Annotated in this window: 19 protein-coding genes and 1 pseudogene; 12 read left to right on the top strand and 8 right to left on the bottom strand. The window is 64.4% G+C overall.

What is annotated here, in order from left to right; translation table 11 throughout:
* Nucleotides 1-27: 27 nt before the first annotated feature.
* Nucleotides 28-2,379, top strand: coding sequence for a bifunctional salicylyl-CoA 5-hydroxylase/oxidoreductase (locus tag IVA88_RS28875; protein WP_247500597.1), 2,352 nt, complete (start codon nucleotides 28-30; stop codon nucleotides 2,377-2,379).
* A 55-nt stretch (nucleotides 2,380-2,434) separates the two neighbouring features.
* A complete protein-coding gene (locus IVA88_RS28870) occupies nucleotides 2,435-3,685 on the top strand; it encodes a flavin-dependent oxidoreductase (RefSeq protein WP_028156622.1) in 1,251 nt (416 codons plus the stop codon).
* A 2-nt stretch (nucleotides 3,686-3,687) separates the two neighbouring features.
* Here IVA88_RS28870 and IVA88_RS28865 read toward each other — a convergent pair whose 3' ends face one another.
* Both IVA88_RS28865 and IVA88_RS28860 read right to left on the bottom strand, forming a co-directional pair.
* Nucleotides 3,688-4,143 (bottom strand): cupin domain-containing protein, encoded by a 456-nt coding sequence (locus IVA88_RS28865; RefSeq protein ID WP_094891387.1) that lies wholly within the window; start codon nucleotides 4,141-4,143, stop codon nucleotides 3,688-3,690.
* A 28-nt stretch (nucleotides 4,144-4,171) separates the two neighbouring features.
* The gene (locus tag IVA88_RS28860) at nucleotides 4,172-5,347 is read right to left on the bottom strand and encodes an ABC transporter substrate-binding protein (protein ID WP_247500596.1); all 1,176 of its coding nucleotides are present in this window, start codon (nucleotides 5,345-5,347) and stop codon (nucleotides 4,172-4,174) included.
* Between the two features lie 249 nt (nucleotides 5,348-5,596).
* Between IVA88_RS28860 and IVA88_RS28855 the strand changes: the two genes are divergently transcribed.
* The 3 genes from IVA88_RS28855 (at nucleotide 5,597) to IVA88_RS28845 (ending at nucleotide 8,437) form a co-directional block, all read left to right on the top strand.
* Nucleotides 5,597-6,118 (top strand): MarR family transcriptional regulator, encoded by a 522-nt coding sequence (locus IVA88_RS28855; protein WP_247500595.1) that lies wholly within the window; start codon nucleotides 5,597-5,599, stop codon nucleotides 6,116-6,118.
* Nucleotides 6,119-6,265: 147 nt separating this feature from the next.
* Nucleotides 6,266-7,957 (top strand): benzoate-CoA ligase family protein, encoded by a 1,692-nt coding sequence (locus tag IVA88_RS28850; protein WP_247500594.1) that lies wholly within the window; start codon nucleotides 6,266-6,268, stop codon nucleotides 7,955-7,957.
* Nucleotides 7,958-7,972: 15 nt separating this feature from the next.
* Nucleotides 7,973-8,437 carry a RidA family protein gene (locus tag IVA88_RS28845; RefSeq protein WP_247500593.1) on the top strand — a complete coding sequence of 155 codons (465 nt, stop codon included), beginning with the start codon at nucleotides 7,973-7,975 and terminating at the stop codon, nucleotides 8,435-8,437.
* 75 nt (nucleotides 8,438-8,512) lie between these two features.
* On the opposite strand, the gene IVA88_RS28840 is transcribed toward IVA88_RS28845, so the two are convergent.
* Together IVA88_RS28840 and IVA88_RS28835 are read right to left on the bottom strand one after the other, a co-directional pair.
* Nucleotides 8,513-9,484 (bottom strand): CHAD domain-containing protein, encoded by a 972-nt coding sequence (locus IVA88_RS28840; protein WP_247500592.1) that lies wholly within the window; start codon nucleotides 9,482-9,484, stop codon nucleotides 8,513-8,515.
* 11 nt (nucleotides 9,485-9,495) lie between these two features.
* Nucleotides 9,496-11,058, bottom strand: a complete 1,563-nt coding sequence (locus IVA88_RS28835) for a bifunctional aminoglycoside phosphotransferase/ATP-binding protein (protein WP_247500591.1) — start codon at nucleotides 11,056-11,058, stop codon at nucleotides 9,496-9,498.
* Between the two features lie 191 nt (nucleotides 11,059-11,249).
* On the opposite strand from IVA88_RS28835, the gene IVA88_RS28830 reads away from it, so the two are divergent.
* The 3 genes from IVA88_RS28830 to IVA88_RS28820 all read left to right on the top strand — a co-directional run bounded on the left by IVA88_RS28830 (nucleotide 11,250) and on the right by IVA88_RS28820 (nucleotide 15,895).
* Nucleotides 11,250-12,089, top strand: coding sequence for a universal stress protein (locus tag IVA88_RS28830; RefSeq protein WP_247500590.1), 840 nt, complete (start codon nucleotides 11,250-11,252; stop codon nucleotides 12,087-12,089).
* Nucleotides 12,090-12,158: 69 nt separating this feature from the next.
* Nucleotides 12,159-14,852 (top strand): bifunctional acetate--CoA ligase family protein/GNAT family N-acetyltransferase, encoded by a 2,694-nt coding sequence (locus IVA88_RS28825; RefSeq protein WP_247500589.1) that lies wholly within the window; start codon nucleotides 12,159-12,161, stop codon nucleotides 14,850-14,852.
* A gap of 314 nt (nucleotides 14,853-15,166) precedes the next feature.
* Nucleotides 15,167-15,895 (top strand): Crp/Fnr family transcriptional regulator, encoded by a 729-nt coding sequence (locus IVA88_RS28820; RefSeq protein ID WP_247500588.1) that lies wholly within the window; start codon nucleotides 15,167-15,169, stop codon nucleotides 15,893-15,895.
* Here the strand turns inward: IVA88_RS28820 and IVA88_RS28815 are convergent.
* Nucleotides 15,892-16,667 (bottom strand): annotated as a pseudogene (locus IVA88_RS28815) (cyclase family protein). The gene IVA88_RS28820 and the pseudogene IVA88_RS28815 overlap by 4 nt on opposite strands.
* A 321-nt stretch (nucleotides 16,668-16,988) precedes the next feature.
* Here IVA88_RS28815 and IVA88_RS28810 point away from each other — a divergent pair.
* The 4 genes from IVA88_RS28810 (at nucleotide 16,989) to IVA88_RS28795 (ending at nucleotide 20,691) form a co-directional block, all read left to right on the top strand.
* Complete coding sequence (locus tag IVA88_RS28810) at nucleotides 16,989-17,960, top strand: TRAP transporter substrate-binding protein (RefSeq protein WP_247500587.1); 972 nt, start codon at nucleotides 16,989-16,991, stop codon at nucleotides 17,958-17,960.
* A gap of 70 nt (nucleotides 17,961-18,030) precedes the next feature.
* Entirely contained in the window at nucleotides 18,031-18,579 is a 549-nt protein-coding gene (locus tag IVA88_RS28805) for a TRAP transporter small permease (RefSeq protein ID WP_247500586.1), read from the top strand.
* On the top strand, nucleotides 18,570-19,862 hold the full coding sequence (locus IVA88_RS28800) for a TRAP transporter large permease (protein WP_247500585.1): 1,293 nt from the start codon (nucleotides 18,570-18,572) through the stop codon (nucleotides 19,860-19,862). Before IVA88_RS28805 ends, IVA88_RS28800 begins: the two co-directional genes overlap by 10 nt.
* Before the next feature lie 22 nt (nucleotides 19,863-19,884).
* The gene (locus tag IVA88_RS28795) at nucleotides 19,885-20,691 is read left to right on the top strand and encodes an SDR family oxidoreductase (RefSeq protein ID WP_247500584.1); all 807 of its coding nucleotides are present in this window, start codon (nucleotides 19,885-19,887) and stop codon (nucleotides 20,689-20,691) included.
* A 9-nt stretch (nucleotides 20,692-20,700) separates the two neighbouring features.
* On the opposite strand, the gene IVA88_RS28790 is transcribed toward IVA88_RS28795, so the two are convergent.
* Genes IVA88_RS28790 through IVA88_RS28780 form a run of 3 tightly spaced genes read right to left on the bottom strand, consistent with a single transcriptional unit; the run spans nucleotide 20,701 to nucleotide 23,995 of the window.
* Nucleotides 20,701-21,399 carry a substrate-binding domain-containing protein gene (locus IVA88_RS28790; RefSeq protein ID WP_247500583.1) on the bottom strand — a complete coding sequence of 233 codons (699 nt, stop codon included), beginning with the start codon at nucleotides 21,397-21,399 and terminating at the stop codon, nucleotides 20,701-20,703.
* A complete protein-coding gene (locus IVA88_RS28785) occupies nucleotides 21,396-23,528 on the bottom strand; it encodes a molybdopterin cofactor-binding domain-containing protein (RefSeq protein ID WP_247500582.1) in 2,133 nt (710 codons plus the stop codon). Before IVA88_RS28785 ends, IVA88_RS28790 begins: the two co-directional genes overlap by 4 nt.
* Nucleotides 23,525-23,995, bottom strand: a complete 471-nt coding sequence (locus tag IVA88_RS28780; RefSeq protein ID WP_247500581.1) for a (2Fe-2S)-binding protein — start codon at nucleotides 23,993-23,995, stop codon at nucleotides 23,525-23,527. Before IVA88_RS28780 ends, IVA88_RS28785 begins: the two co-directional genes overlap by 4 nt.
* Nucleotides 23,996-24,006 lie beyond the last annotated feature (11 nt).

The raw sequence follows: 24,006 nt of genomic DNA, 5'->3' as shown, positions 1-24,006 counted from the left end.
TCGGCGGGTTGAATTGGCGAGGCTCCCATGAAAGTCGCGATCATCGGTGGCGGACCTGCGGGTCTCTACGCTGCAATCCTGCTCAAGAAGCAGCGGCCGGGCGCCGAGATCACGGTGTACGAGCGCAACCGCGCCGATGACACCTTCGGCTTCGGCGTGGTGTTCTCAGACGCCACGCTCGACAATTTCGAGAAGCACGATCTTCCGAGCTATCGCCGTATCACCCAGGAATTCGCCTACTGGGACGACATCGCCGTGCACTTCCGCGGAACGGTCCATCGGGTCGGCGGCAACGGCTTTTGTGGCTGCTCGCGGCAGAAGCTGCTCCTGATCCTCCAGGCGCGCGCGCGCGAACTGGGCGTCGTCCTGAATTTCGAAGCGGACGTCGAGGACGAGTCCCGTTTCGCCGACGCCGATCTCATCCTGGTCGCGGACGGCATCAACAGCCGCTTCCGTGACAAATACGTCGATCATTTCGAACCGGAAGTCGACCTCCGTACCAACAAGTTCGCCTGGATGGGCTCGACAAGGCCGCTGGATGCCTTCACCTTCATCTTCCAGGAGACGGAGTGGGGCCCGTTCATCGCCCATGCCTATCAATACGAAGCCGGGCACTCGACCTGGATTTTTGAGACCGATCCGAAGACGTTCGAGCGGGCGGGGCTGACAGGGCTGAACGAGGCCCAATCCGCCGCGCGGATGGCCGAGATATTCGGCTGGTTCCTCGAAGGGCACCAGCTGCTCACCAACCGCTCGACGTGGCGCAATTTCCCGATGATCCGCAGCAAGCGCTGGGTCAAGGGCAACATGGTTCTGCTCGGCGACGCCAAGGCGAGCGCGCATTTCTCGATCGGCTCGGGCACCAAGCTCGCAATGGAAGACGCGATCGCGCTGGCCGACGCCATGGAGAAGGCGCCCAGCATCGAGGCGGCGCTGGACGTCTATGAGCACGGCCGCCGCGAAGAGGTCGAGAAGACGCAGCACGCCGCTGACGTCTCGCTGGTCTGGTTTGAGCATGTCGACCGCTTCTGGGATTTCGATCCCGTGCAGTTCGCCTTCGGCGTGATGACGCGCTCGAAGGCGATCACCTATGACAATCTGAAACTCCGCGCCCCTGACTTCGTCGCTGAAGTCGATAAGTCCTTTGCCAGGCAGGTTCGCAACGCCGGCTTCGACGTCGACGCCGGCAAGCCGATGGTGCCGCTGTTCCAGCCATTCCGGTTGCGCGAGATGGAGATCGCCAACCGCGCCGTGGTGTCGCCGATGTGCATGTATTCGGCGAAGGAGGGCGTGCCGACCGATTTCCATCTGGTGCATTACGGATCGCGCGCGATCGGCGGCGCCGGCCTGATCTTCACCGAGATGACCTGCGTTGCCCGCGACGCTCGTATCACGCCCGGCTGCGCAGGACTGTGGAATGACGAGCAGGAGACGTCCTGGCGGCGCATCGTCGATTTCGTCCATGCCAATTCAGCTGCAAAAATTTGCCTGCAATTGGGCCACGCCGGGCGCAAGGGCGCGACCAAGCTGATGTGGGACGGCATGGATCGTCCGCTGGATGAGGGCGGCTGGGAGGTGTTCTCGGCATCGCCGCTGCCCTATTTCCCCGACAGCCAGGTTCCGCGCCAGCTCGATCGCGCCGGCATGAATGCGGTGAGGGCCGCGTTCGTCGCGGCGGCCGAGCGCGGCGAACGCTGCGGCTTCGACATGCTCGAATTGCATTGCGCCCATGGCTATCTGCTTGCGAGCTTCATCTCGCCGCTGACGAATACACGGACTGACGACTACGGCGGCTCGCTCGAAAACCGCCTGCGCTTTCCGCTCGAAATCTTCGAAGCGCTGCGGGCTGCGTGGCCATCGCACAAGCCGATGTCGGTGCGCATTTCCGCGACCGACTGGGCCGAGGGTGGTATCGGCGGCGACGATGCGGTGGCGATCGCGCGGGCTTTTGCCGAAGCCGGCGTCGATCTCGTCGACGTCTCAACCGGGCAGACCGTGCGCGATGCGCAGCCGATCTATGGCCGCATGTTCCAGACACCGTTCTCCGACCAGGTCCGCAACGAGGCGCGCGTGGCCACGATGTGCGTCGGCAACATCACGACCGCGGACCAGGCCAACACCATCCTGGCTGCCGGCCGGGCGGACCTGGTCGCGCTCGGGCGGCCGCATCTGGTCGATCCCTCTTTCACCATGAGGGCGGCGGCCTGGTATGGAGCGCGCGACGCGTTCTGTCCGCCGCAATACCTTCCCGGAAAAGACCAGATTTTCCGCAACAGCGTACGCGACCGGCAGGATCTCGAGGAGCTGAGAATTAAGGCTAAGCCCAAGACCCGGGCCGAGCTCAAGGCGGAGGCGACAAAGCCGCTTGCGGCGGAGTGACCGCCCGTGCGAATTTAGCCGCATTGCCTGGTGTGTATCGAGTGGAGTAGGGGTGATGAAGGCGATTATCGTCGGTGGCGGTATCGGTGGTCTCACCACCGCATTGATGCTGCGCTCGCGGGGCATCGGTTGCGAAATCTTCGAGCAGGCCGATACGATCCGCGAGCTTGGCGTTGGCATCAATACGCTGCCCCATGCCATGCGCGAGCTGGCGGGCCTCGGTCTGCTGCAGCAGCTCGACGATGTCGCGATCCGCACCGACCAGCTCTACTACCTCAACCGTCACGGCCAGGAAGTCTGGCGCGAGGCCCGCGGCATCGACGCCGGCCATGATGTGCCGCAATTCTCGATCCACCGCGGGCGCCTTCAGGGCGTGATCCATCGCGCCGTCGAGGAGCGGCTCGGGCCGGAGGCCATCCACACCGGCTGCCGCCTCGGCGCCTTCACGCAGGACGAGGGCGGCGTCACCGCTTACTTTTTCGACCGCTCGGGCGCGCACATCCATACCGCGCGGGGCGACATTCTGATTGGTGCCGACGGCATCCATTCGCGGGTCCGTGACACGCTCTTCCCGAACGAGGGGCCGCCGTGCTGGAACGGCCTGATGCTGTGGCGCGGTGCGCGGGATTGGCCGCTGTTCCTGACCGGCAAGTCGATGATCGTCGCCGGTGGCCTCAACGCCAAGGTGGTGATCTATCCGATCGCGGAGGGATCGAGCCCGGCGAGCCGTCTCACCAACTGGGCGGTGCTGGTGAAGGTCGGTGAGGGCAATGCGCCGCCGCCGCGAAAGGAAGACTGGTCCCGGCCGGGCCGGCGCGAGGAGCTGATGCCGCATGTGGCGCGCTTCTCGGTGCCTTACATCGACGTGAAGAGTCTGATCTCGGCCACGCCCGAGTTCTACGAATATCCGACCTGCGACCGCGATCCGTTGCCCTATTGGTCGTCCGGGCGCGTCACGCTGCTCGGCGATGCCGCGCATCCGATGTATCCGGTCGGCTCCAATGGCGCCTCGCAGGCGATCCTCGATGCACGCTGCCTCGCCGACGCGCTGGTGCGCGCCGAGCATCCGCGCCAGGCGTTGCTCGAATACGAGAAGAAGCGCCTGCCCATGACCGCGGACATCGTCCGCTCCAACCGGCGCGGCGGCCCTGAGGGCGTCATCGACGCCGTCGAGCAGCTCGCGCCCGACGGCTTCGACAATGTCGACAACGTGCTGAGCTATTCCCAGCGCGAGGCGATCGTGCGCGGCTATGCCACCAAGGCCGGCTTCGCCGCAGTGCCGGGACTTGCGGCGGTGCGGGCTTGAAGCTAACCGCCGGGAGGCGGCGGCAGGAAGTGGATGTTGAACTCGGCGGCCATGGCCACCACGTCCTCAGGCTTCTGTTCCTTCATATTGTGAAGGCCCCAGAACAGGTCGAACAGCTTTTTGGTCGGTGACACCCAGAACAACACCTTCGCGGTCTGCTCCGACTTGTTGAAGATGCCGTGCGGCACGCCCATGCCGAGCCGGATCAGGTCGCCCGCGGTCGCCTGCGACTCGGAATTGCCGAGCATGAAATCGAGCTTGCCCTCCAGCATGTAGAGATACTCATCCTGGTCGGGATGAATGTGCGGCGGCACGAACGTGCCCGGCGGCAGCGTCGCATGCCAGGAGAAGCTATGCTCGGTTTTGCTCTTCGGCACATAGGTCTGGCCGAGGATGTTCCAGGAGATGCCCTGGATCCCCTCATTGGCCCGCGTGATGCCGGTGATTTCGCTTGTCATTGTGATCCTCCCTCAACGCGACGTGGGCTTAGTTCGCCGCCTTGCAGTCCTTCGCATAGCGGTCGCCGTAATTCTCGAAGACTTTCTGGACGATCTCGGTCTGGAACTTGCCGTCCGCGCGCTTGGCGACCTTGGTCAGGTAGAAATCCTGGATCGGATAGCCGTTGGTGTTGAACTTGAAGGCGCCGCGCAGCGAGGTGAAGTCGGCCTTCTTCAGCGCGGCCCCGACAGCATCCTTGTTCGAGAGATCGCCCTTCACGGCCTTGACGGCGCTGTCGATCAGCATCGCGGCATCATACGCCTGGAAGGCGTAGGTGCCGGGCACGCTGTTGTAGGCGGCCTCGTAGGCGGCGACGAACTTCTTGTTTTGGGGATTGTCGAGATTGGGCGCCCAGTTCGCGCCGCCGAACATGCCGACCGCCGCGTCCTGCTGCGCCGGCAAGGTCGATTCATCCACCGTGAAAGCCGAGAGCACCGGAATGCTGTCGGCGAGGCCCGCCTGCTTGTATTGCTTGACGAGATTGACGCCGAGGCCGCCGGGCATGAACGTGAAGAGAGCATCGGGCTTCTGCGACGAAATCTTGGAAAGCTCCGGCTGGAAGTCCAGCGTGTTGAGCGGCATGTAGGATTCTTCGACGATCTCACCCTTGTAGTCGAGCTTGAAGCCGGCCACCGAGTCCTTGCCCGCCTGATAGTTCGGCACCATCAGATACATGCGCTTGTAGCCGCGATCCTGCGCGACCTTGCCGAGGATCTCGTGCACCTGATCGTTCTGATACGAGGTCACATAGAAGAACGGGTTGCAGTCCTTGCCGGCGAAAGTAGACGGTCCGGCATTGGGGCTGATCAGGAAGGTTTTCGATTCCGTCACCGGTCGGTGGATCGCCTGGAGGATGTTGGAGAAGATCGGGCCGACCACGAAGTCGACCTTGTCGCGTTCCAGAAGGCCCTTGACCTTGGTGACCGCTGCGTCCGGCTTCAATTCGTCGTCGACCACGACAATCTCGATATCGCGGCCGCCCATCTTGCCGCCGAGATCCTTGACCCCGAGCGCAAAGCCGTCGCGCACCTGTTGGCCGAGCGCTGCGGCGGGTCCCGAGAGGGTCACGATCACACCCAGCTTGATCTTCTCCTGGGCGAGGGAAGGGCTCACCGCGGTGCCAAGCAGCATGGCGGCTGCGGCCAACGTCATTTGCGTCTTCATGATCTGTCCCCCGTGACATCAGGTCTTGCGCTGCAAGCCGCTACTCACATCCAAGTTTATGCCGATGATTGCTGCCGCGGCAAGCGAGCTCAAGGCGCCGTCATCCTGCGGCTGCGGCGCATGCAAGCGGCGCGCCAATTATTTTAAGCCTAAACAAATCGGCGTGCGGTCGATTGTTGCGGCTTTAGGCTTGCAGCCGGCTTCGATTTATTTGAAGCTCAAAACGTTGGGAATCCGTGCCGGGCGCCTATGCCGGCGACCGTGAGTGACTGCATCAACATGCTCGATTCCGAGACCAAGGCCGTCGAAACTCCGGAGGATCACGCCGAAGAGCTTCGGCTGTGGCTGCGCCTCTTGACCTGCACGACCCTGATCGAGGGCGAGGTTCGCGGACGGTTGCGGCAGCGTTTCGACGTCACATTGCCGCGTTTTGACCTGATGGCGCAACTCGACAAGGCACCCGACGGCATGACGCTGTCCGACGTGTCCAAGCGCATGATGGTGTCGAACGGCAACGTGACCGGCCTCGTCGAACGCCTCGTGGAATCCGGTCACCTCGACCGCCGCACTTCGGAGACGGACCGCCGCGTCCAGGTGATCCGCCTCACCAAACTCGGTCGCGCCGAATTTCGCAGAATGGCTGCGGAACACGAGATCTGGATCGCCGATCTCTTCGCCGATCTGACGCCGAAGGATGTCCGCGAATTGATGCGGCTTCTCGCCAAGACCAAGGCGTCGGCGCAGAAATCGGCCGGTCGCCGCAGGGCCTAGCTCGGCAGGCTGACGCACCTGCCAGTCCCATTGCCGCCGGAAAATGCACGGGATGCCTAAAATCCGCTATTGCACCAAATTGCTTTAAGCCTAAAATGTTTCCCAGATAGTGCTGCCGGGTGCAATCCATGCTGAAAGGAGCGTGCGATGGCCAACGCCGCCAAGGTTCAAGTCTCGGGCTCGTGTGACGACAATGCTGCGACGGCCCATGTCGATACGTTCGCGCGGGAGCATCTTCCGCCGCGTGAGCTTTGGCCTGAATTCATCTTCGCGCGGCCGGAACTGCAATATCCGGCGCGATTGAACTGCGTCAGCTATTTCCTCGACCGCTGGGTCGAGCAGGGACATGGCGACGCTCCTTGCGTCATCAGCCCCGCCATCAGCTACACCTATCGCGAGCTGCAAACGCTCGTGAACCGCATCGCCAATGTGCTGGTCGGCAAGCTAGGTCTCGTCACCGGCGGGCGCGTGCTGCTACGCTCGGCCAACAATCCGATGATGGTCGCGACTTATCTGGCGGTGATCAAGGCCGGCGGCATCGTCGTGGCGACCATGCCGCTGTTGCGCGCCAAGGAGCTGTCGTATCCGATCCAGAAGGCGGAGATCACACTCGCGCTCTGCGATGGAAAACTCGCCGAGGAAATGGTGAAGGCGAAAGCCGCAGCCCCCGGCCTCAAGCAGGTGGTCTATTGGGGCAACGGTGCCGGCGACTCACTCGAGGCTCTGATGGCGGATGCAAGTCCGGAGTTCAGAGCTGTCGATACCGCCTCCGACGACGTCTGCCTGATCGCGTTCACGTCGGGTACGACCGGCGATCCCAAGGGCACCATGCATTTCCACCGTGACATGCTGGCGGTCTGCGATGGCTATGCGCGCAACATCTTGCGCGCGGAGCAGAGGGATCGCTTCGTGGGCTCGGCACCGCTGGCCTTCACGTTCGGCTTCGGCGGCGTGCTGTTTCCGATGCACATCGGCGCCTCCTTCGTCGTTCTGGAGAAGACGGCCCCCGACGACATTCTGAATGCGATCGAGCAGTACAAGACCACGGTCTGTTTCACCGCGCCGACCGCGTACCGGGCGATGATTGGCAAGCTGCCGGGCCGCGATATTTCCTCGCTCCGCAAATGCGTGTCCGCCGGCGAGACGCTGCCGAAGCCGACATTCGATGCCTGGCTGAAGGCGACCGGCATCAAGCTGATGGACGGCATTGGCTCGACCGAGCTGCTGCACATCTTCATCAGCGCGACCGAGGACGAGATCCGCCCCGGTGCGACGGGCAAGGCGGTGCCGGGGTATGAAGCGAAGATCGTCGACGATTCCGGCAATGACTTGCCGCCGGGCACGATGGGCCGGCTCGCGGTACGCGGGCCGACCGGATGCCGCTATCTCGCCGACGAGCGGCAACGCAAATACGTCCAGAACGGCTGGAACATCACCGGCGATACCTATCTGATGGATAGCGACGGTTATTTCTGGTACCAGTCACGCTCGGACGACATGATCGTGTCGGCCGGCTACAACATCGCAGGCACGGACGTCGAGGCGGCGCTGCTCACGCATCCCTCCGTCGTCGAGTGCGGGGTCGTCGGTGCGCCGGACGAGGCGCGCGGCATGATCGTCAAGGCCTATGTCATTGCCGCGCCAGGCGTAACGGCGGACGCCGAGCTCGTGGCCGCCTTGCAGGAGCACGTCAAACGCGAGATCGCGCCATACAAATATCCGCGCGCGATCGAGTTCGTGACCCAACTACCGAAGACCGAGACTGGCAAACTAAAGCGCTTTGCCCTGCGGCAACTGGCGCAGGCCGCAGTGACGTCCTCTGGCGTCGCGCCGGAATGAGAGAAGGATAGAGAATTGTCCGTGACGACGCCGAAAGGCCCGCACCTCGCGGTGCAGCCGACAGCAGCCGAGGACGAAACCCGATCCAGGGCGCAGGTGCTCCAGCCGTCTGGTTGGCCGGTGCCGAAAGGCTACGCCAACGGCATGGCCGCCGAGGGACGCATCGTCGTCACCGGCGGCGTGATCGGCTGGGATGCCGAGGAGCGTCTCGCGGAGGGTTTTGTCGCGCAGGTGCGCCAAACCCTCGGCAACATCGCCGCGATCCTCGCGGAGGCCGGTGCGCAGCCCGAGCACCTCGTGCGCCTGACCTGGTACGTCGTCGACATGGACGAGTACCTGGCGAACCTCAAAGAGCTCGGCAAGGTCTACCGCACCATCTTCGGCGCGCACTATCCGGCGATGGCGCTGGTTCAGGTCGTCCGCCTCGTCGAGAAGGCGGCGCGCGTCGAGATCGAAGCCACCGCCGTCATTCCGCGCTAGAAATAGCAATGTGCGGAGCATGGATCCACCGGTAGGAATTTGACTTGACGCAAGTCAGGCAGGGTTGGTCCACACCTAATCCTCGGGCTCCGCATTCGGCGCAAGGTCGGTGGAGCGGAACGGCTTGGCCTCGTCCAGCTTCCGGTAGGCTTTCGAAGCGGTTCGCAACAGCTCGTTTTCCCGCTTGCGATTGAGGAAGCGAATGCCCGCCTCGGGCACCGCTCCGTTCAACGACGCCGCAAGGGCTTGCCCTCGGGCATCGTCGTTCAACTGTCCCAGCGACTTTTGCGCCTTGCGCAATTGCTTGAGGATCGACTTCTGCTTCGCCAGCTTCTCGTCGGAGAACAGGTCTTCCAGGGACTCGATCGAATAAGTCAGCCGCTTGTTGAGAAGTCGCAGCTTGTGACGTTTCTCGACGTCGAGCTCGCGGAGTTTTCGCGCCTTCCGGAGTAGCGTCGTCTCCCATGCCGTGAGTTTCGCTGTTGCGTGGTCGCCAAGCGAGCAGCGGCGCAATCTGATGGCCTCCTTGCTGCGCCGGGTCGACCAGGGACCACTCTCGATCCAGGCCGACGTCTGCTCGACCAGACGGCGATACCGCGCGGATTGCAGCGCGCGCGCCAGCAGGCGATGGCTCTCGGCCCGCTTCTCGTCCCAGTGCTGGAGCTCGGCAATTACGGTCAACTCGCCTCCGCTCTCGGCGATGACCCGATCGATCGCCACGTCGAGGTCCCGCACCATGCCGAGCTGGCTGTTCAGCCATTTCAGTTCGGTCCAGACGCCCGGCCGCAGGGCGTCGTCGACCATCGGCGAGAAGAAGCGGATGGCGGTGCGCAGATGCGTCAGTGCGATCCGGATCTGGTGCAACGCCTCGGGATCGCCGCGGCAGGTGCCGTCATGCTGGGCGAGAACGGCGTCGAGGTGACGGCGGGCGATGATCCGGAAGGCGGTGTCGCAGACCATGCCGGGGCTGAGGCGGCCGGGCAGGGCATTGCGCCTCGCCGCAGGCCTCGCGCGCGCGGCCGTCGAACTCGTGCTGGGTCGCGCCATCCTTGCCCGCGTCAATCAGTTTGCCTTATTTGCAGATTGCCTTGCTTGCTCTCGGCGATGGCGTCCCGGCAGTTCTGGAGCGTCTGCTCTTGTGTCCCGGATGCGTCGATGGTCGACCAACCGACATGGCCGATCTTATAGTGCTCTTGCAGTGCGGCAACCTCTTGCGTGGCGTCGGATGCGTCGCCCTGGCGGCCTCCGATCCGCGCCTGCCGGGTCGCGAGGTCCGCAACCAGAAATAGGCCGCTCAGCGGCACGTTGCGCACGTGCGCCAGTGCGGCGACCGCCTCTCGTTCGTCTTCACGGGCGAACACGCCGTCGATGATCGCTGAATGGCCTTGCGCCAGCACCCGCCCGGCGTGCCGAACCAACATGTCGTAGACGCGGGCCGTAACGTCCGGCGTGTATGCGGATGCCGGCAGCCGGTGCGTTTCCTCGGCCCCGAACATTTGCTTGCGGGCGACATCGCTGCGCAGCACGACGGCCCCCGGCTGCGGTGTAACGTCCGGCGCGAGCGCGCGTGCCAAAACCGTCTTTCCGGTGCCTGACAGTCCGCCGACCACGATCAGCCGGGGAGCGGGAGGGCGGATCAGCGCGCGGGCGAGGCCAAAATAGTGCCGTGCGTCGTCGAGAATGGCCGGATCATCGGAATGCGGCGGCTTCAGCCTTGCCAGCGCCACCTGGGCGCGGATCGCCGCCCGGATGGACATGAACAGCGGCAGTGCGGAGAGCGCGTCGAGATTTTCGACCGAAGTCGCGGCGAGATAGCGGTTCAGCACGGTGTTGGCCGCGCCTGGTTGATCGTGGCGCAGCAGGTCCATCAATGTGAATGCGAGATCGTAGAGCACGTCGATGGTTGCCATCTCGGCGTCGAACTCGATGGCATCGAACAGCACCGGCTGTTCGTCGATCGACACGACATTCGCAAGATGCAGGTCGCCGTGGCAGCGGCGCACGAAGCCTTGACAGCCGCGCTCCTCGAGCAAAGGCCGGAGGCGGAGGAACATCGCGTGCGAGTCTCTGCCGAGCTGTCCGATCTCTTCGGCTTCGAGATGATCGCCGGCCCTCAGGCCATTGCAGTTGCCGTCGATCAGGCCGGGAATGGAGGAAACCCATGCCTTGCCATCAGCGCGAGCAGCCTGCGCATGCGAAGCCACGATCGCGTCGGCGACAGCCGAGGCAAAATTGGTGTCCAGCGGGCCAGCCTTGGCCAGATGATCCAGCGTCCGGCTTTCGTCGAAGCGCGACATGTCGACCGCATACTCGATCGGCCGGCCGCGTCCGTCGACCTTCACCGATCCATCGGCCTCTTCCGTGATCGCCACGACGCGGTGATAGATCTGCGGCGCCAGCGGCCGGTTGACCCTGAGCTCCTCCTCGCAGGCCGCCTTGCGCTTCTCAAGCGTCGAATAATCGAGGAATGGAAACTGCACAGCGCGCTTGATTTTCAGCGCGCGCCTGCCTTTGAGAAAGACCGAAGCTGCGTGCGTATCGATCCGCATCACGTCCGGATGCCCCGCGGAATCGGCGAGCGCCGCAAAGATCCGGTCCTGGGTCGCAGAATCGTCCGTCATTCCAGCTGGTACATCCAGATGTGTCCGGAAGGCCGCCCGGCGGCCAAGGTAACCCTTAGAAGCAGATCGCGGCCAGTCCTTGACCTCGGTCAGCGCCTGTCTCCGTCCGACCGGTCGGAGTTCCCCGCGCTTGACGAGGATCAAGCGTCCCGACGAAAGCCGGTCTATTCTGGCCGCCTAGGAGAATCCCGATGCCCATCAAGGACGTCTTTCTACCGCTCGTCGGCCAGCCGCGCGGGCCGGCCCTTGCTGCGATCGAGAAATGCGTGGCCGTTGCCGCCGGCCTCGGCGCCAGGATTACCGCGCTTGCGCTCGAAGAGGACGTTTTCGTGCGGCCAAAGTTGGTGCTCCCCGATGATTCCGATGCGGTCGAGGCAAAAGGGTCGCTTGGGGCGAGCGACATGCAGCATCTCCTGAATGCGTTCACGGGTGCAACCTCCCGCGCCAGCATCCGCGCTCAAAGCCGATCGGCCAAGGTGCCGCCAGACCAGATCGCGTCGATCCTGGCCGAGCATGCGCGCTTCAGCGATCTCACGCTGGTTCCGGTGAAGCCGCACGACAGCCGAACCGAGCACATCATCGAGACGCTCCTGTTCGAATCCGGGCGGCCAGTGCTGCTCTGCCCGGAGCAGCATGTGGATGCGCTGCGACCGGAATTCGAGAACGTCATGATTGCCTGGGATAATTCCGCACGTGCGGCGCGGGCGGTCGGCGACGCGCTGCCGATGCTTCAGGCAGCCGCCTCGGTCCGCGTGGTGACGGTGGCGGACGACAAGTCCGACGCGATCGTTCAATCCGGCACGGCTCTCGTCGACCACTTGAGGGAACACGGGGTCGACGCCTCGTTCGAAACCGCGACGGGCAGCGGCAGCTCGATTGGCAAGGTGCTCGGAAGCTGGGCGAATTCCCATGCGATCGACGCGATCGTGATGGGTGCCTACCATCATTCGCGCCTGAACGAGATCGTTTGGGGCGGTGTGACAAAGACCGTCATTGGCGAGCCACCGTGCTGGGTTATGATCTCGTACTAGGCGGGTAGCCAGTTTACTGGCCTGATCGTCAACCATCGGAACCGCCACCGACCGGGCGCATTTGCTTTCATGTCAACCTATCGTCTGAAGAACCTGCTGTCGCCGCGTTCGGTTGCGCTCGTTGGTGCGAGCGCCCGCCCGGTCTCCCTCGGACGTGCCGTTCTGGAGAACATTCAGAACGCCGGATTCACGGGGCAGTTCGGCCTCGTCAATCCGCGCCATGCCGAGATCGGCGGCGTCGCGGCGGTGAGCAGCCTCGACAAGTTGCCGTTTGTGCCCGAGCTCGTGGTCATCACCGCGCCGGCGCACGCGGTTCCCGGCATTATCGATCAAGCCGGGCGACGCGGGTCGGCGGGTGCCCTGATCGTCTCGGCCGGGCTCGGTCACGGACCGGGCTCCCTGCACGAGGCGGCCATCGCCGCGGCCCGCAAATACGGCATGCGGCTGATCGGGCCGAACTGCCTCGGCATCATGATGCCCGGCGTGAGCCTGAATGCGAGTTTTGCCGCGCACATGCCGGGGACGGGAAACCTTGCGCTGATTTCGCAATCGGGCGCGATCGCGGCCGGCATGGTCGATTGGGCCGCGCAGCGGGGCGTGGGCTTCTCCGGCATCGTCTCGATCGGCGATCAGATCGATGTCGATATTGCCGACCTGCTCGACTATTTCGCGATGGATCATAAGACCCGCGCGATCCTGCTCTATATCGAAGCCATCAAGGACGCGCGCAAGTTCATGTCGGCAGCGCGTGCCGCGGCGCGCGTGAAGCCGGTCGTCGTGGTCAAGTCCGGCCGCATGGCGCAGGGCGCGAAGGCGGCCGCCACCCATACCGGTGCGCTCGCGGGTGCCGATGCCGCCTACGACGCGGCGTTCCGCCGCGCAGGCGTCCTGCGGGTCTCCGATCTGCGCGAGCTGTTCGATTGCGCCGAGACGCTCGGCCGCGTCGAGTCGCCGGCCGGAAAGCGCCTCGCCATCCTGACCAATGGCGGCGGCATCGGCGTCCTTGCCATCGATCGGTTGGTCGAGTTCGGCGGCATTCCGGCAACCATTTCGGCGGACGCCCGCAAGAAACTCGATGACGCGCTACCGCCGACCTGGTCCGGCGCAAATCCCGTTGACATCGTCGGCGACGCCGATGCCTCGCGCTATGCGGCGGCGCTGGAGGTGTTGCTCGCCGATCCCGACAACGACGCAGTCCTCGTCCTCAATGTGCAGACGGCGATCGCCTCGGCTGCCGACATTGCCACGGCCGTGACGGAGCTCGTCGGCAAATATCGAGAGCAGCACCGCAGATGGGCGAAGCCCGTGCTGGCAGCATGGGTCGGAGCCGATCAGAACATCATCCAGGCACTCTCTGGCGCGGGCATTCCGAACTATCCGACCGAGGATGACGCCGTGCGCGGTTTCATGCACCTGGTCCGGCACCGCGAAGTGGTGGAGGAGCTGAGCCAGGTTCCGCCCGCAATGCCCGATAGCTTCGTGCCGGACGCTCGTGCTGCGAAGCAGATCGTCGCTGCTGCCATCGCGGACGGCCGCCAATGGCTCGAACCCGTCGAGATCAAGCACCTGCTCGAAGCCTACCACATCGCGATGGTGCCGACCTACGCTGCGACCGATGTCGAGCAGGCGGTGGCCTACGCGAAAGAAATCTTCGCGCAAGGCGCCACCGTCGTGCTGAAGATCATGTCGCGCGACATCGTCCACAAATCCGATGTCGGCGGGGTCGTGCTCAATCTGACGACGCCCGAGGCGGTGCGCGCCGCGGCCACCGACATTCTCGCACGGGCGAGGAAGCTGCGTCCGCAAGCCCGCATTGAGGGCATCATCGTGCAGGCGATGGTCGTGAAGGCGAAGGCGCGCGAGTTGATTTTGGGCCTCGCCGACGATCCGACCTTCGGCACCGTCGTCGTGTTCGGCCGCGGCGGCACCGCTGTCGAGATCATCAACGACAAGGCGCTTGCGCTGCCGCCGCTCGATCTGCAACTGGCCCGCGACCTGATCGACCGCACGCGCGTGTCACGGCTGCTTCGCGCTTACCGGGACGTGCCGGCCGTGAAGCCCGACGCCGTCGCCATGGTCCTGGTCAAGCTGGCGCAGATGGCCGCCGACATTCCCGGGATCCGCGAATTCGACATCAATCCGCTGCTCGCGGACGAAACCGGCGTGACCGCGGTCGACGCTCGCGTTGCAGTGGGGCCGCCGCAACGGAAATTCGCCGGCTCAGGCCCTGCCAACTTCGCCGTTCGGGCCTATCCGTCGCAATGGGAGCGCCACCTCGAGCTCAAGGAGGGCTGGCGTATTTTCGCGCGGCCCCTGCGTCCGGAGGACGAGCCCACCATCCACGAATTCCTGCGTCACGTCACGGCGCACGACCTTCGCCTGCGCTTCTTCGCGCCGATGAAGGAGTTCACCCACGAGTTCATCGCCCGTCTGACCCAGCTCGACTACGCCCGCGCGATGGCCTTCATTGCATTCGACGAGGCCACCGGCGAGATGGTCGGCGTGGTTCGGCTCCATTCGGACTCGATCTACGAGAGTGGCGAATACGCGATCCTGCTGCGGTCCGACCTCAAGGGCAGGGGGCTGGGATGGGCCCTGATGCAGCTGATCATCGACTACGCGAGATCGGAAGGCTTGAAGGCCATCTCGGGCGACGTGCTCGGGGAGAACACCGTGATGCTCGAGATGTGCCGGCAGCTCGGGTTCGAGGTGAAGCCGGATCCGGCCGAGCCGGATATTTGCGATGTCAGGCTGAAACTCTGAGCGCGCCATCTTTTGGAGCAAGCGATCTCTGCCGAAATTGACCTGGATCAACCGACTTTGGCGCAGTGCAGTAAATTGCAGCCTGCGCGGTGGCCTCGGCCCTGGCAGCGCCTCAACACAATACGACTTGCATTACCTGCAACTCTGTATCTACCCCAATGCACCGGTACATCCTTCGGGTGCGAAATCCGGGCTCGACCGCCGCATTTTCGCGGCATTTGCCTGCGGATGCGCGCGTGCTTTCTGGTTGAAAAGCCTGATAACGTTCACTACGCAGAAACTTTAGTGCCTCGCAGTCTTAGGAGCCCAGTGGCGTGCCTCAGGACAAGACCGGCGACCCCCGACAAGTGGCGGGGAATAAACTATCGGTCCTGCGCAAGCACCCGATCTTTGCGGATCTCGAGCCGGACGCGCTGGATCAGCTCTGCCGTTACGCCAAGCACACCACGGTGAAGCGCGGCGCGACGATCGCCGCCAAGGGCGATCCCGGTAACAATCTGTTCGCGGTAATCACAGGGACCGTGAAGATTTCCTCTTCGTCGCCCGACGGCCGTAACGCCATTCTCAATCTGATCGGTCCCGGAGAGATCTTCGGCGAAATCGCGGTGCTCGACGGCGCCCCCAGGTCGGCCGATGCGACCGCCAACACCAATTGCGAGCTCTACATCATCGATCGCCGGGACTTCCTGCCGTTCGTGAAGAGCCAGCCGGCACTCGCAATGAAATTCATCGAGCTACTCTGCGCGCGCCTGCGCTGGACCAGCCAGCAGGTCGAGCAGGTGATCCTGCAAAATCTGCCGGGCCGGCTCGCGAGTGCGCTGCTCGGCCTCACCGAAGAGCGCAAGTTTGACTCCGGCAGCGGCACGCTCGCCATCACGCAGCAGGAGATCAGCGAGATGGTGGGGATGACACGCGAGAGCATCAACAAGCAATTGCGCGCCTGGGCGGGCCGCAACTGGGTTCGCCTCGAGCACGGCGCCATCGTCGTGCTCGACATCGATGCGTTGCGCGAACTTGCCGAGAGCCGGCTCGGCAGCAACTAGCTGTCGATGATCGCGACGGCGCGGGTCCAGCCCGCGGAGGCACGCTCGATCTTCACCGGAAAGCACGAGACAGTGAACCCGGTCGAAGGCAGCTGGTCGAGATTGTGCAGCTTCTCGAGATGGCAATAACCGATGTGCCGTCCCGCCTTGTGGCCCTCCCAGATCAGGCCGGCATCTTTCGTTTCGGCATATTTTTTCGCGGTGTGGACGAATGGCGCGTCCCAGCTCCAGCCGTCGGTGCCGGTCAGCCGTACGCCGCGTTTGAGCAGATACATGGTCGCCTCATAGCCCATGCCGCAGCCTGAGCTGACATAGTCGGCCTGGCCGAATTTGGCGCCGGCGCCGGTGTTGACGACGACGATCTCCAGCGGCGACAGCGCATGCCCGATCCGCCTCAACTCCTTCTCGATGTCGTCGGCGCTCGCCACGTAGCCGTCGGGCAGATGCCTCAAGTCGAGCTTCACCCCGGCTGGAAGCACCATTCCAGCGGCACCTCGTCGATCGTCCATGACCGCTCGCCGCGATTCATCGTGGGATGGAAGTGCCATGGCGCATCGAGATGGGTGCCGTTATGGGTCGACAGCGAGACCTGCTCGACGGCCCAGCCTTGGCCATCCGGCAGGTCCTGCGCCGTGAGGCCGTCGAAGAACTGCAGCATCCGCGGCAGGCCCTGCTGGTGATCGATGTACTGGATCGTCGGATGATTGTCCGGCGGATCGGCCGTCACGTCGTTTCTGAGCGGCACGGAAATGTCGATCAGCTTCCGTGGCATGGGCATTCCTCGCGATGGTCCGTCTTGTTTCGGAGCATCTTGAGGGGGCCACGCCGGCGGCGTCAAGCGACGGGCATGCGTTTCCAGCGGCCAACGGCCAGATGGTTTCGGAAAAACGGACTATTCGCAGATTGCCTCCCCGAGGTCGGCGTGATCCATTGATGCGACTCTAGCATTGATCGATGCCGGATTTGGCTTGGACTCAGAATGCCGCCCGCCCTACGGACGACATTGGCGCTTGACTTCACCGCTGAAGTGGAGCGACCCAAGGCGGCCCGCAGCATCTGCCCAACGACATAATCACCTCAGGAGGAAGCCCAGATGAAGACACTCACCGGCATCATCGCAGCCGCTCTGCTGGCGGTCTCAGCCCCCTTGGCGACCGCACGCGATTTCCGTTCCGCCGACATCCACCCCGCCGATTATCCGACCGTCGAAGCCGTCAAGTTCATGGGCAAGCAGCTCGCGGCAGCAAGCGGCGGCAAGCTTGGTGTGAAGGTGTTTCCCAACGGAGCCCTGGGCTCCGAGAAGGACACCATCGAGCAGCTGAAGATCGGCGCCCTCGACATGATGCGGATCAACGCATCGCCCTTGAACAACTTCGTGCCGGAAACCATCGCGTTGTGCCTGCCCTTCATGTTCCGGGACACGCAGCACATGCGCACCGTCCTTGACGGGCCGATCGGCGACGAGATCCTGGCGGCCATGGCGCCCGCAGGCCTGGTCGGTCTCGCTTATTATGACAGCGGCGCCCGGTCCATTTACACCGTCAAGGCACCGATCAAGTCGCTCGCGGATCTCAAGGGTCTGAAAATTCGCGTCCAGCAATCCGACCTGTGGGTCGGTATGATCCAGAGCCTCGGGGCCAATCCGACGCCGATGCCGTATGGCGAGGTCTATACCGCTCTCAAGACCGGTCTGGTGGATGCTGCCGAGAACAACTGGCCGTCTTACGAGTCCTCGCGCCATTTCGAGGCCGCCAAGTTCTACAACGTCACCGAGCACTCCCTGGCGCCCGAAGTTCTCGTGATGTCCAAGACCGTCTGGGATACCCTGAGCAAGGAAGATCAGGCGATGGTCCGCAAGGCGGCCAAGGAATCGGTGCCTGTCATGCGCAAGCTCTGGGACGAGCGTGAGCAGGCGTCCCGCAAGACCGTCGAAGCGGCCGGCGTTCAGGTCGTGACGATCGCCAACAAGGCGGAATTCGTCGACGCGATGAAGCCGGTGTACGACAAGTTCGCCGGTGACGAGAAGCTGAAGGGCCTCGTCAAGCGGATCCAGGACACGAAGTAAGACCATAGCGTCGGTCCGGCGTCGCCGAATGGCGATGCCGGACGCGTTGGAGGCGCGCAAGGAGACCCGGATGACAGACCCTCACGTCGCAGACCACGAGCTGGACGTTGCCGCACGCCCGTCCACCGGCTTGCTGTCCCGGATCAATGCACCGGTTGCTCGCGCGGGGATGTATCTGTCGGTGACCGGGCTGCTCGTCATCGTCACCATCGTCTTTTACCAGGTGTTCGGGCGTTACGTGCTCAATTCCAGCCCGACCTGGACGGAGAACCTTGCGCTGGTTCTGATCCTGTATGTCACGCTGATCGGCGCCGCTGTCGGCGTGCGCGATGCCGGGCACATCGGCATGGACAGCTTGCTGGTGATGCTGCCGGATCACGCGCGGGAGAAGATCGAGCTTGTCATCCACGTCCTGGTGGCTGGGTTCGGCCTCGCGATGGCCTATAACGGCTGGATCCTCGGAGCGTCGGTCGGAACGGTGAAGATCCCCAACCTCGGCCTGCCTGAGGTCATCCGCTACGTGCCGCTGATCGCCTCGGGCGTCCTGATCGTCTCCTTTTCAATCGAGCACATCATCGCTCTCCTGCGCGGCGAAGAGGTCGTCCCCTCATGGAACTGATCATTCTCGGCGCCACTTTCTTCGGCTTCCTCGTCCTCGGCGTACCGGTCGCCTTCGCGATCGGCCTCTCGGCGATTTGCACCATCCTCTACGAAGGCCTCCCGGTCGCCGTCATCTTCCAGCAGATGATGTCGGGGATGAACATCTTCTCCTTCCTGGCCATCCCGTTCTTCGTCTTCAGCGGTGAGCTGATGCTGCATGGCGGCGTCGCCGATAAAATCGTGCAGCTCGCCAAGAACCTCGTCGGACACATCCGCGGCGGGCTCGGCATGTCCAACGTGGTCGCCTGCACGCTGTTCGGCGGCGTATCCGGCTCGCCCGTGGCCGACGTGTCGGCGATGGGGGCCGTGATGATCCCCATGATGAAGAAGGAAGGTTTCGACACCGACTACGCCGTCAACGTCACCACCCATGCTTCGCTGGTCGGAGCGCTGATGCCGACCAGTCACAACATGATCATCTATGCGCTCGCCGCCGGCGGCAAGGTCTCGATCGGCGCGCTGATAGCTGCCGGCCTGTTGCCGGCGCTCGTGCTGATGGTGTGCATGCTGGTCGCGGCTTACGCGGTCGCGGTGAAGCGAGGCTATCCGGCCGGCAAGTTCCCGGGCTGGCCCGCGGTTTTTCGCTCGCTTGCGGCCGCGCTGCCCGGCCTTCTGATCGTCGGTATCATCCTGGCGGGCATCCTGTCCGGCGTGTTCACGGCAACCGAATCCGCGGCCGTCGCGGTCACCTACACGATCCTGCTGACGTTCTTCATCTATCGCACCATGACCTTGCCGAACTTCCTGCGCGCTGCGGCCAAGGCGGTGAAGACCACGGGCGTGGTGCTGCTGCTGATCGGCGTCTCCACCATGTTCCAGTATCTGATGGGGCTTTACGAGGTGGCCGACTTCGCCGGCGACATGATGAGCAGGGTCTCGACGCAGCCCTGGGTCATCTTCCTGCTCATCAACGTCATCCTGTTCGTGCTGGGTACGTTTATGGACATGGCTGCGACCATCCTGATCTGCACCCCCATCTTCCTGCCGATCGCGATGAAGGCGGGCATGGATCCGGTGCAGTTCGGCATGCTGATGCTGATCAACTGCGCGCTGGGGCTGAACACGCCGCCGGTCGGGACGACACAGTTCGTGGGCTGCGCCATCGGCGGCATCTCGGTCGGGGCGGTGATGCGCACCATCCTGCCGTTCTACGCCGCCCTCATCGCCGCTCTGATGTTCGTGACCTACGTCCCCGCCTTCTCGCTGTGGCTGCCCCGCCTGCTGATGGGCTACAAGGGATAGCAGCAGTACAGGAGAACTATCCGTGACTGACTATCGCAAGCTCTTCGATCTCACCGGCAAGACCGCCGTGGTGCTGGGCGCCGCATCGGGCATCGGCAAATCGTCGGCCGAGGTGCTGGCCGGGCTCGGCGCCCGGGTCGTCTGCGCCGATCGCGCGCTTGACGCCGCCGAAGCGGCAGCCGCCGGCATTCGCGAAAAGGGCGGCTGGGCGGAAGCTGCTGCGTGTGACGCCGCGAGCGCTGCGGACGTCAATGCGCTGGCCAAGACCGTGATGCAGAAATTCCCGCGGCTCGACATCGCGGTGACGACGCCCGGGCTCAATATCCGCAAGACCATCCTCGACTACACCGAGGAGGATCTCGACCGCGTCGTCAACCTTAATATCAAGGGCACGGTCTGGTTCTTCCAGGCCTTCGGGCGCATCATGGTCGAGCAGAAGGGCGGCAGCATCATCGCCTGCTCTTCGGTGCGGGCGGTGACCATCGAGCCGGGCCTCGGTGTCTACGGCTCGACCAAGGCGGCCATCGGCCTGCTGGTGAAGGGCTTTGCGTCCGAGGTCGGCCGCTCCGGCGTGCGCGTCAACGCGATTGCGCCGAGCATCGCCGAGACCGCGCTGACCGGCCCGTTCAAGCAGCGTCCCGACATCTACAATCTCTACGCCGGTCACACCGTGTTCAACCGCTGGAGCAGCGCCGACGAGGTCGCGACAGCCGTCGCCTATCTCGCCTCGGACGCCGCAAGCTATGTCAGCGGCAGCACGCTGTTTGTCGATGGCGGCTGGACCGCCGTCGACGGTCCGCCGACCGGCCTCACCCAGTTGCACACATAGGGCGGTTATCTAGCCGGTGAAGCCTGCGCGCTGGCGCAGTTCCTTGCGGTCCGCGCCGGTCAGCAACGCGATCAGCGCGGCCGCCTGTTGCGGATGCGCGGCCCGCGTGGTCACGCCGGCGCTGTACATCGTCACGAGCTCGCAGCCCGGCGGCAGCGCTCCTGATAGCGCGATGCCGTCGGTCGCGATGATCTCGGTCGCCTGGGTGCAGCCGATCGGACGCGTTGCACTGGACGACGCAAGCTCCCGCATCGCGGCCGCGCCGTTGGGAAAGATCTTGAGACGCGAGGCTACCTCGTAGGCGATGCCGAGCTGATCCAGGATCTTTGCGACATGCTGGCCCGCGGTCGATGCCCTGGTGTCCGGGACGAAGATCGCGTCGGCGCTGCGCAGCACCTCGCGCAAATCGGCCTCGGTCTTCACGGTCACCTTGGGATCGCGGCTACGGACCGCCAGCGCGGTCTCGACCCGCCCGACATCCGAAATCGAGGTGGGACTGACGAGCTTCTCTTCGGCAAGCTTTGCAAGCAGCGCCTGCGTCAGGATGACGAGATCAGCCGCCGTTCCCGCGCGCAGCTTGTCGGCCATGATGCCGACCGCGCCGAACTCGCCGTCGATGCCGAAGCCGGTCTGCGTCTTGAAGGGATCGCTGAGACCCCGCACCAGGCCTTGCGCCGCGCCTCCACTCAAAATGTTCACTGTCGTCACGACGCCGGCTCCATGGCTGCAATGATCTTCTCGCGGGTGATCGGCAGGTCGCGCACGCGCACGCCGAGGCAATCGTAAACGGCATTCGCGATCGCCGCCGTCACCGGGCCATGGGCAGCTTCGCCGGCGCCGACCGGCTCGATTTCCGGTCGCTGGATGACCTCGACATCCACCGCCGGCACCTCGCTGAAGGTCAGGATCGGATAGTCGGTCCAGGAGGTCGAAATGATGCGTGTGCGGTCGAAGCGGACGCGTTCCTTCAGCACCCAGCTCGTTGCCTGGATCGCGCCGCCCTCGATCTGGTTGATGACGCCGTCCGGGTTGATGGCCTCGCCGACATCGACCGCAAGCGTCAGCCGTTTGACGCGGATGTCATCGGTGCCTTCGATCTCCGCAATCGCGGCGCAATAGGCCCCCGTGTTCTTGTAGCGGGCGAGGCCGACGCCATGACCGATGCCGGGTTGCTTCGGCGGTTTCCACTGCGCGCGTCGTGCCGCGGCGCGGATGACGTCCTTCGCCCGTTCGTCGCGCAGATGACGCAGGCGGAACGCGATCGAGTCTTCCCCGCGCAGGGCGGCGATCTCGTCGAGCAGGGACTCGATGGCGAAGACATTGCCTTGCGCGCCGAGGGTCCGCAGTGCCGAGGTCCGCACCGGCATGGTCAGCAGCCGGTGGCTCGTGACCGTCCAGGCCGGGAGGTCGTAGAGCGGAACGGAGTTGCGATCGCCGCCGCCGCCGTTGGCGGCGGGCGGGTTGGTCGAGATCATGCGCGGGTAGGGGTTCGCAATCTCGGTTGCGGCAAGCAGCGCGGGCTGTGCCGCGCGCCCCGGCCGCGCTGCGTGACCGTTGCTCCAGATCGCATGACGCCAACCGATGATTTCGTTGTCGGCATCGAGATCGGCCTCGATCTCGATCACCATCGCCGCGCCGAACGGCGCGTGAGCCATCTCGTCATGGCGCGACCACTGCACCCGCACCGGACGGCCGCCCGCCGCTTTCGCCAGCAGCACGGCATCGAGCGCGACGTCGTCGGCGGCATTGTGGCCGTAGCAGCCCGCGCCCTCCATGTGCTCGAGGACAATGTTTTCTGCCGGCAGCTTGAGCACGATCGCGAGATCGGCGCGCAGCAGGTAGACGCCCTGGCTGTGCGTCCAGACATGGACGCGATCGCCGTTCCATTGCGCCATGGCGCAGGATGGAGCGATCGAGGCATGCGCGATGTAGGGGCGGGTGTATTGCCGGCGGAGGGTACGAGCATGCCGGCGCGTCGTCGCATTGGTCCTGGTGTCGATGACATCAGTCTCGACCGGTTGGCTCTTGAGGAAGCCCGCCAGATCATCTTCATCGGGCAGCGGCTCACCGGCCGTCCATGTCGCGCCCTTGCGCAAGGCTTTCAGCGCGGCTTCCGCCGCTGCCTCGCTGTCGGTAATCACGCCGGAAAAGTTGCCGTCGCGGATGATCGTGACGAGGCCGGGAACAGCACGCGCAGCCGTCTCGTCGAGCGCGATCAGCCTGGCGCCCGAGATGTCCGGTCGCAGCACGCGTCCGTGCAGCAGGCCCGGCAGTGCGCAGTCGTGAATGAAACGCCGCCCTGCAAACACCTTGTCGGGAATATCGACGCGCTGGACCGAATGTCCGGCGACGGCGCGTTTGGCGGCGATCTTCGCTGTCGCGCCCGCATTGGCGTCGTGGTCGAGCGACACATCACCGGCGAGCTCCCAATAGCTGGTCCTGACATTTCCGGGACCCGAGATCGTGCCGTCCTGGATCTCGAGCAGCGACGCATCGACACCGAGACGCTCCGATGCCGCGGTGAGGAAGCGCTGGCGCACCTCGGCGCAGACCTGCCGCAACGCGCGGCCGGATTGCTGGACCGAAAGGCTGCCCGAGGTGACGCCCTCGTTCGGGCTGGCCGCCGTGGAGGCGCGGATCATCTCGATGCGGCCAATGTCGACGTCGAGCTCGTCCGCCGCGATCTGGGCCAGGGCCGTAACGATGCCCTGGCCGATCTCGACCTTGCCGGGCGAGACCACCACACGGCATTCGCCGATGAACTTCACCCAACTGGACAGCTTTGGATTGGCCGCAAGGCTGACCGGCAGGGTCGGGGCAGGGAACGCCGTAGTCATGACGCCGCCATCTCCGACGCCGCCCGCAGCACTGCGCGGACCATGCGATTATGCGATCCGCAGCGGCACAGATTGCGATCCAGCGCCGCTTTCACCTCCGCCTCCGTCGGCGACGGATTGCGCTTCAGCAACGCCGCCGAGCTGATCAGGATCCCCGATACGCAATAGCCGCATTGCATCGCCTGCTCGGCGATAAAGGCGCGTTGCAGCGGATGCGGTTGCTCCGCCGTGCCGAGGCCCTCGACTGTGACAACGTCCTTGTCCGCGACCGACCACATCGGAATCTCGCAGGAGGCCATCGCGCGGTCGCCGACCATGACATGGCAGGCGCCGCACTCACCCGCCCCGCAGCCGAAATGCGGACTGGTGACGCCGAGCCGGCTGCGCAGCACGTCGAGCAGCGGCTGATCCGGATCGGTATCCACGGCCGCCGCCGTGCCGTTGAGCTGGAATTGAATGGTAGGCATTGTCGCTCTAC

Origin of the sequence: Bradyrhizobium sp. 149 (assembly GCF_023073915.1) — a bacterium.
Lineage (GTDB): Bacteria > Pseudomonadota > Alphaproteobacteria > Rhizobiales > Xanthobacteraceae > Bradyrhizobium.
This window is presented reverse-complemented; position numbering and strand designations above follow the sequence as displayed.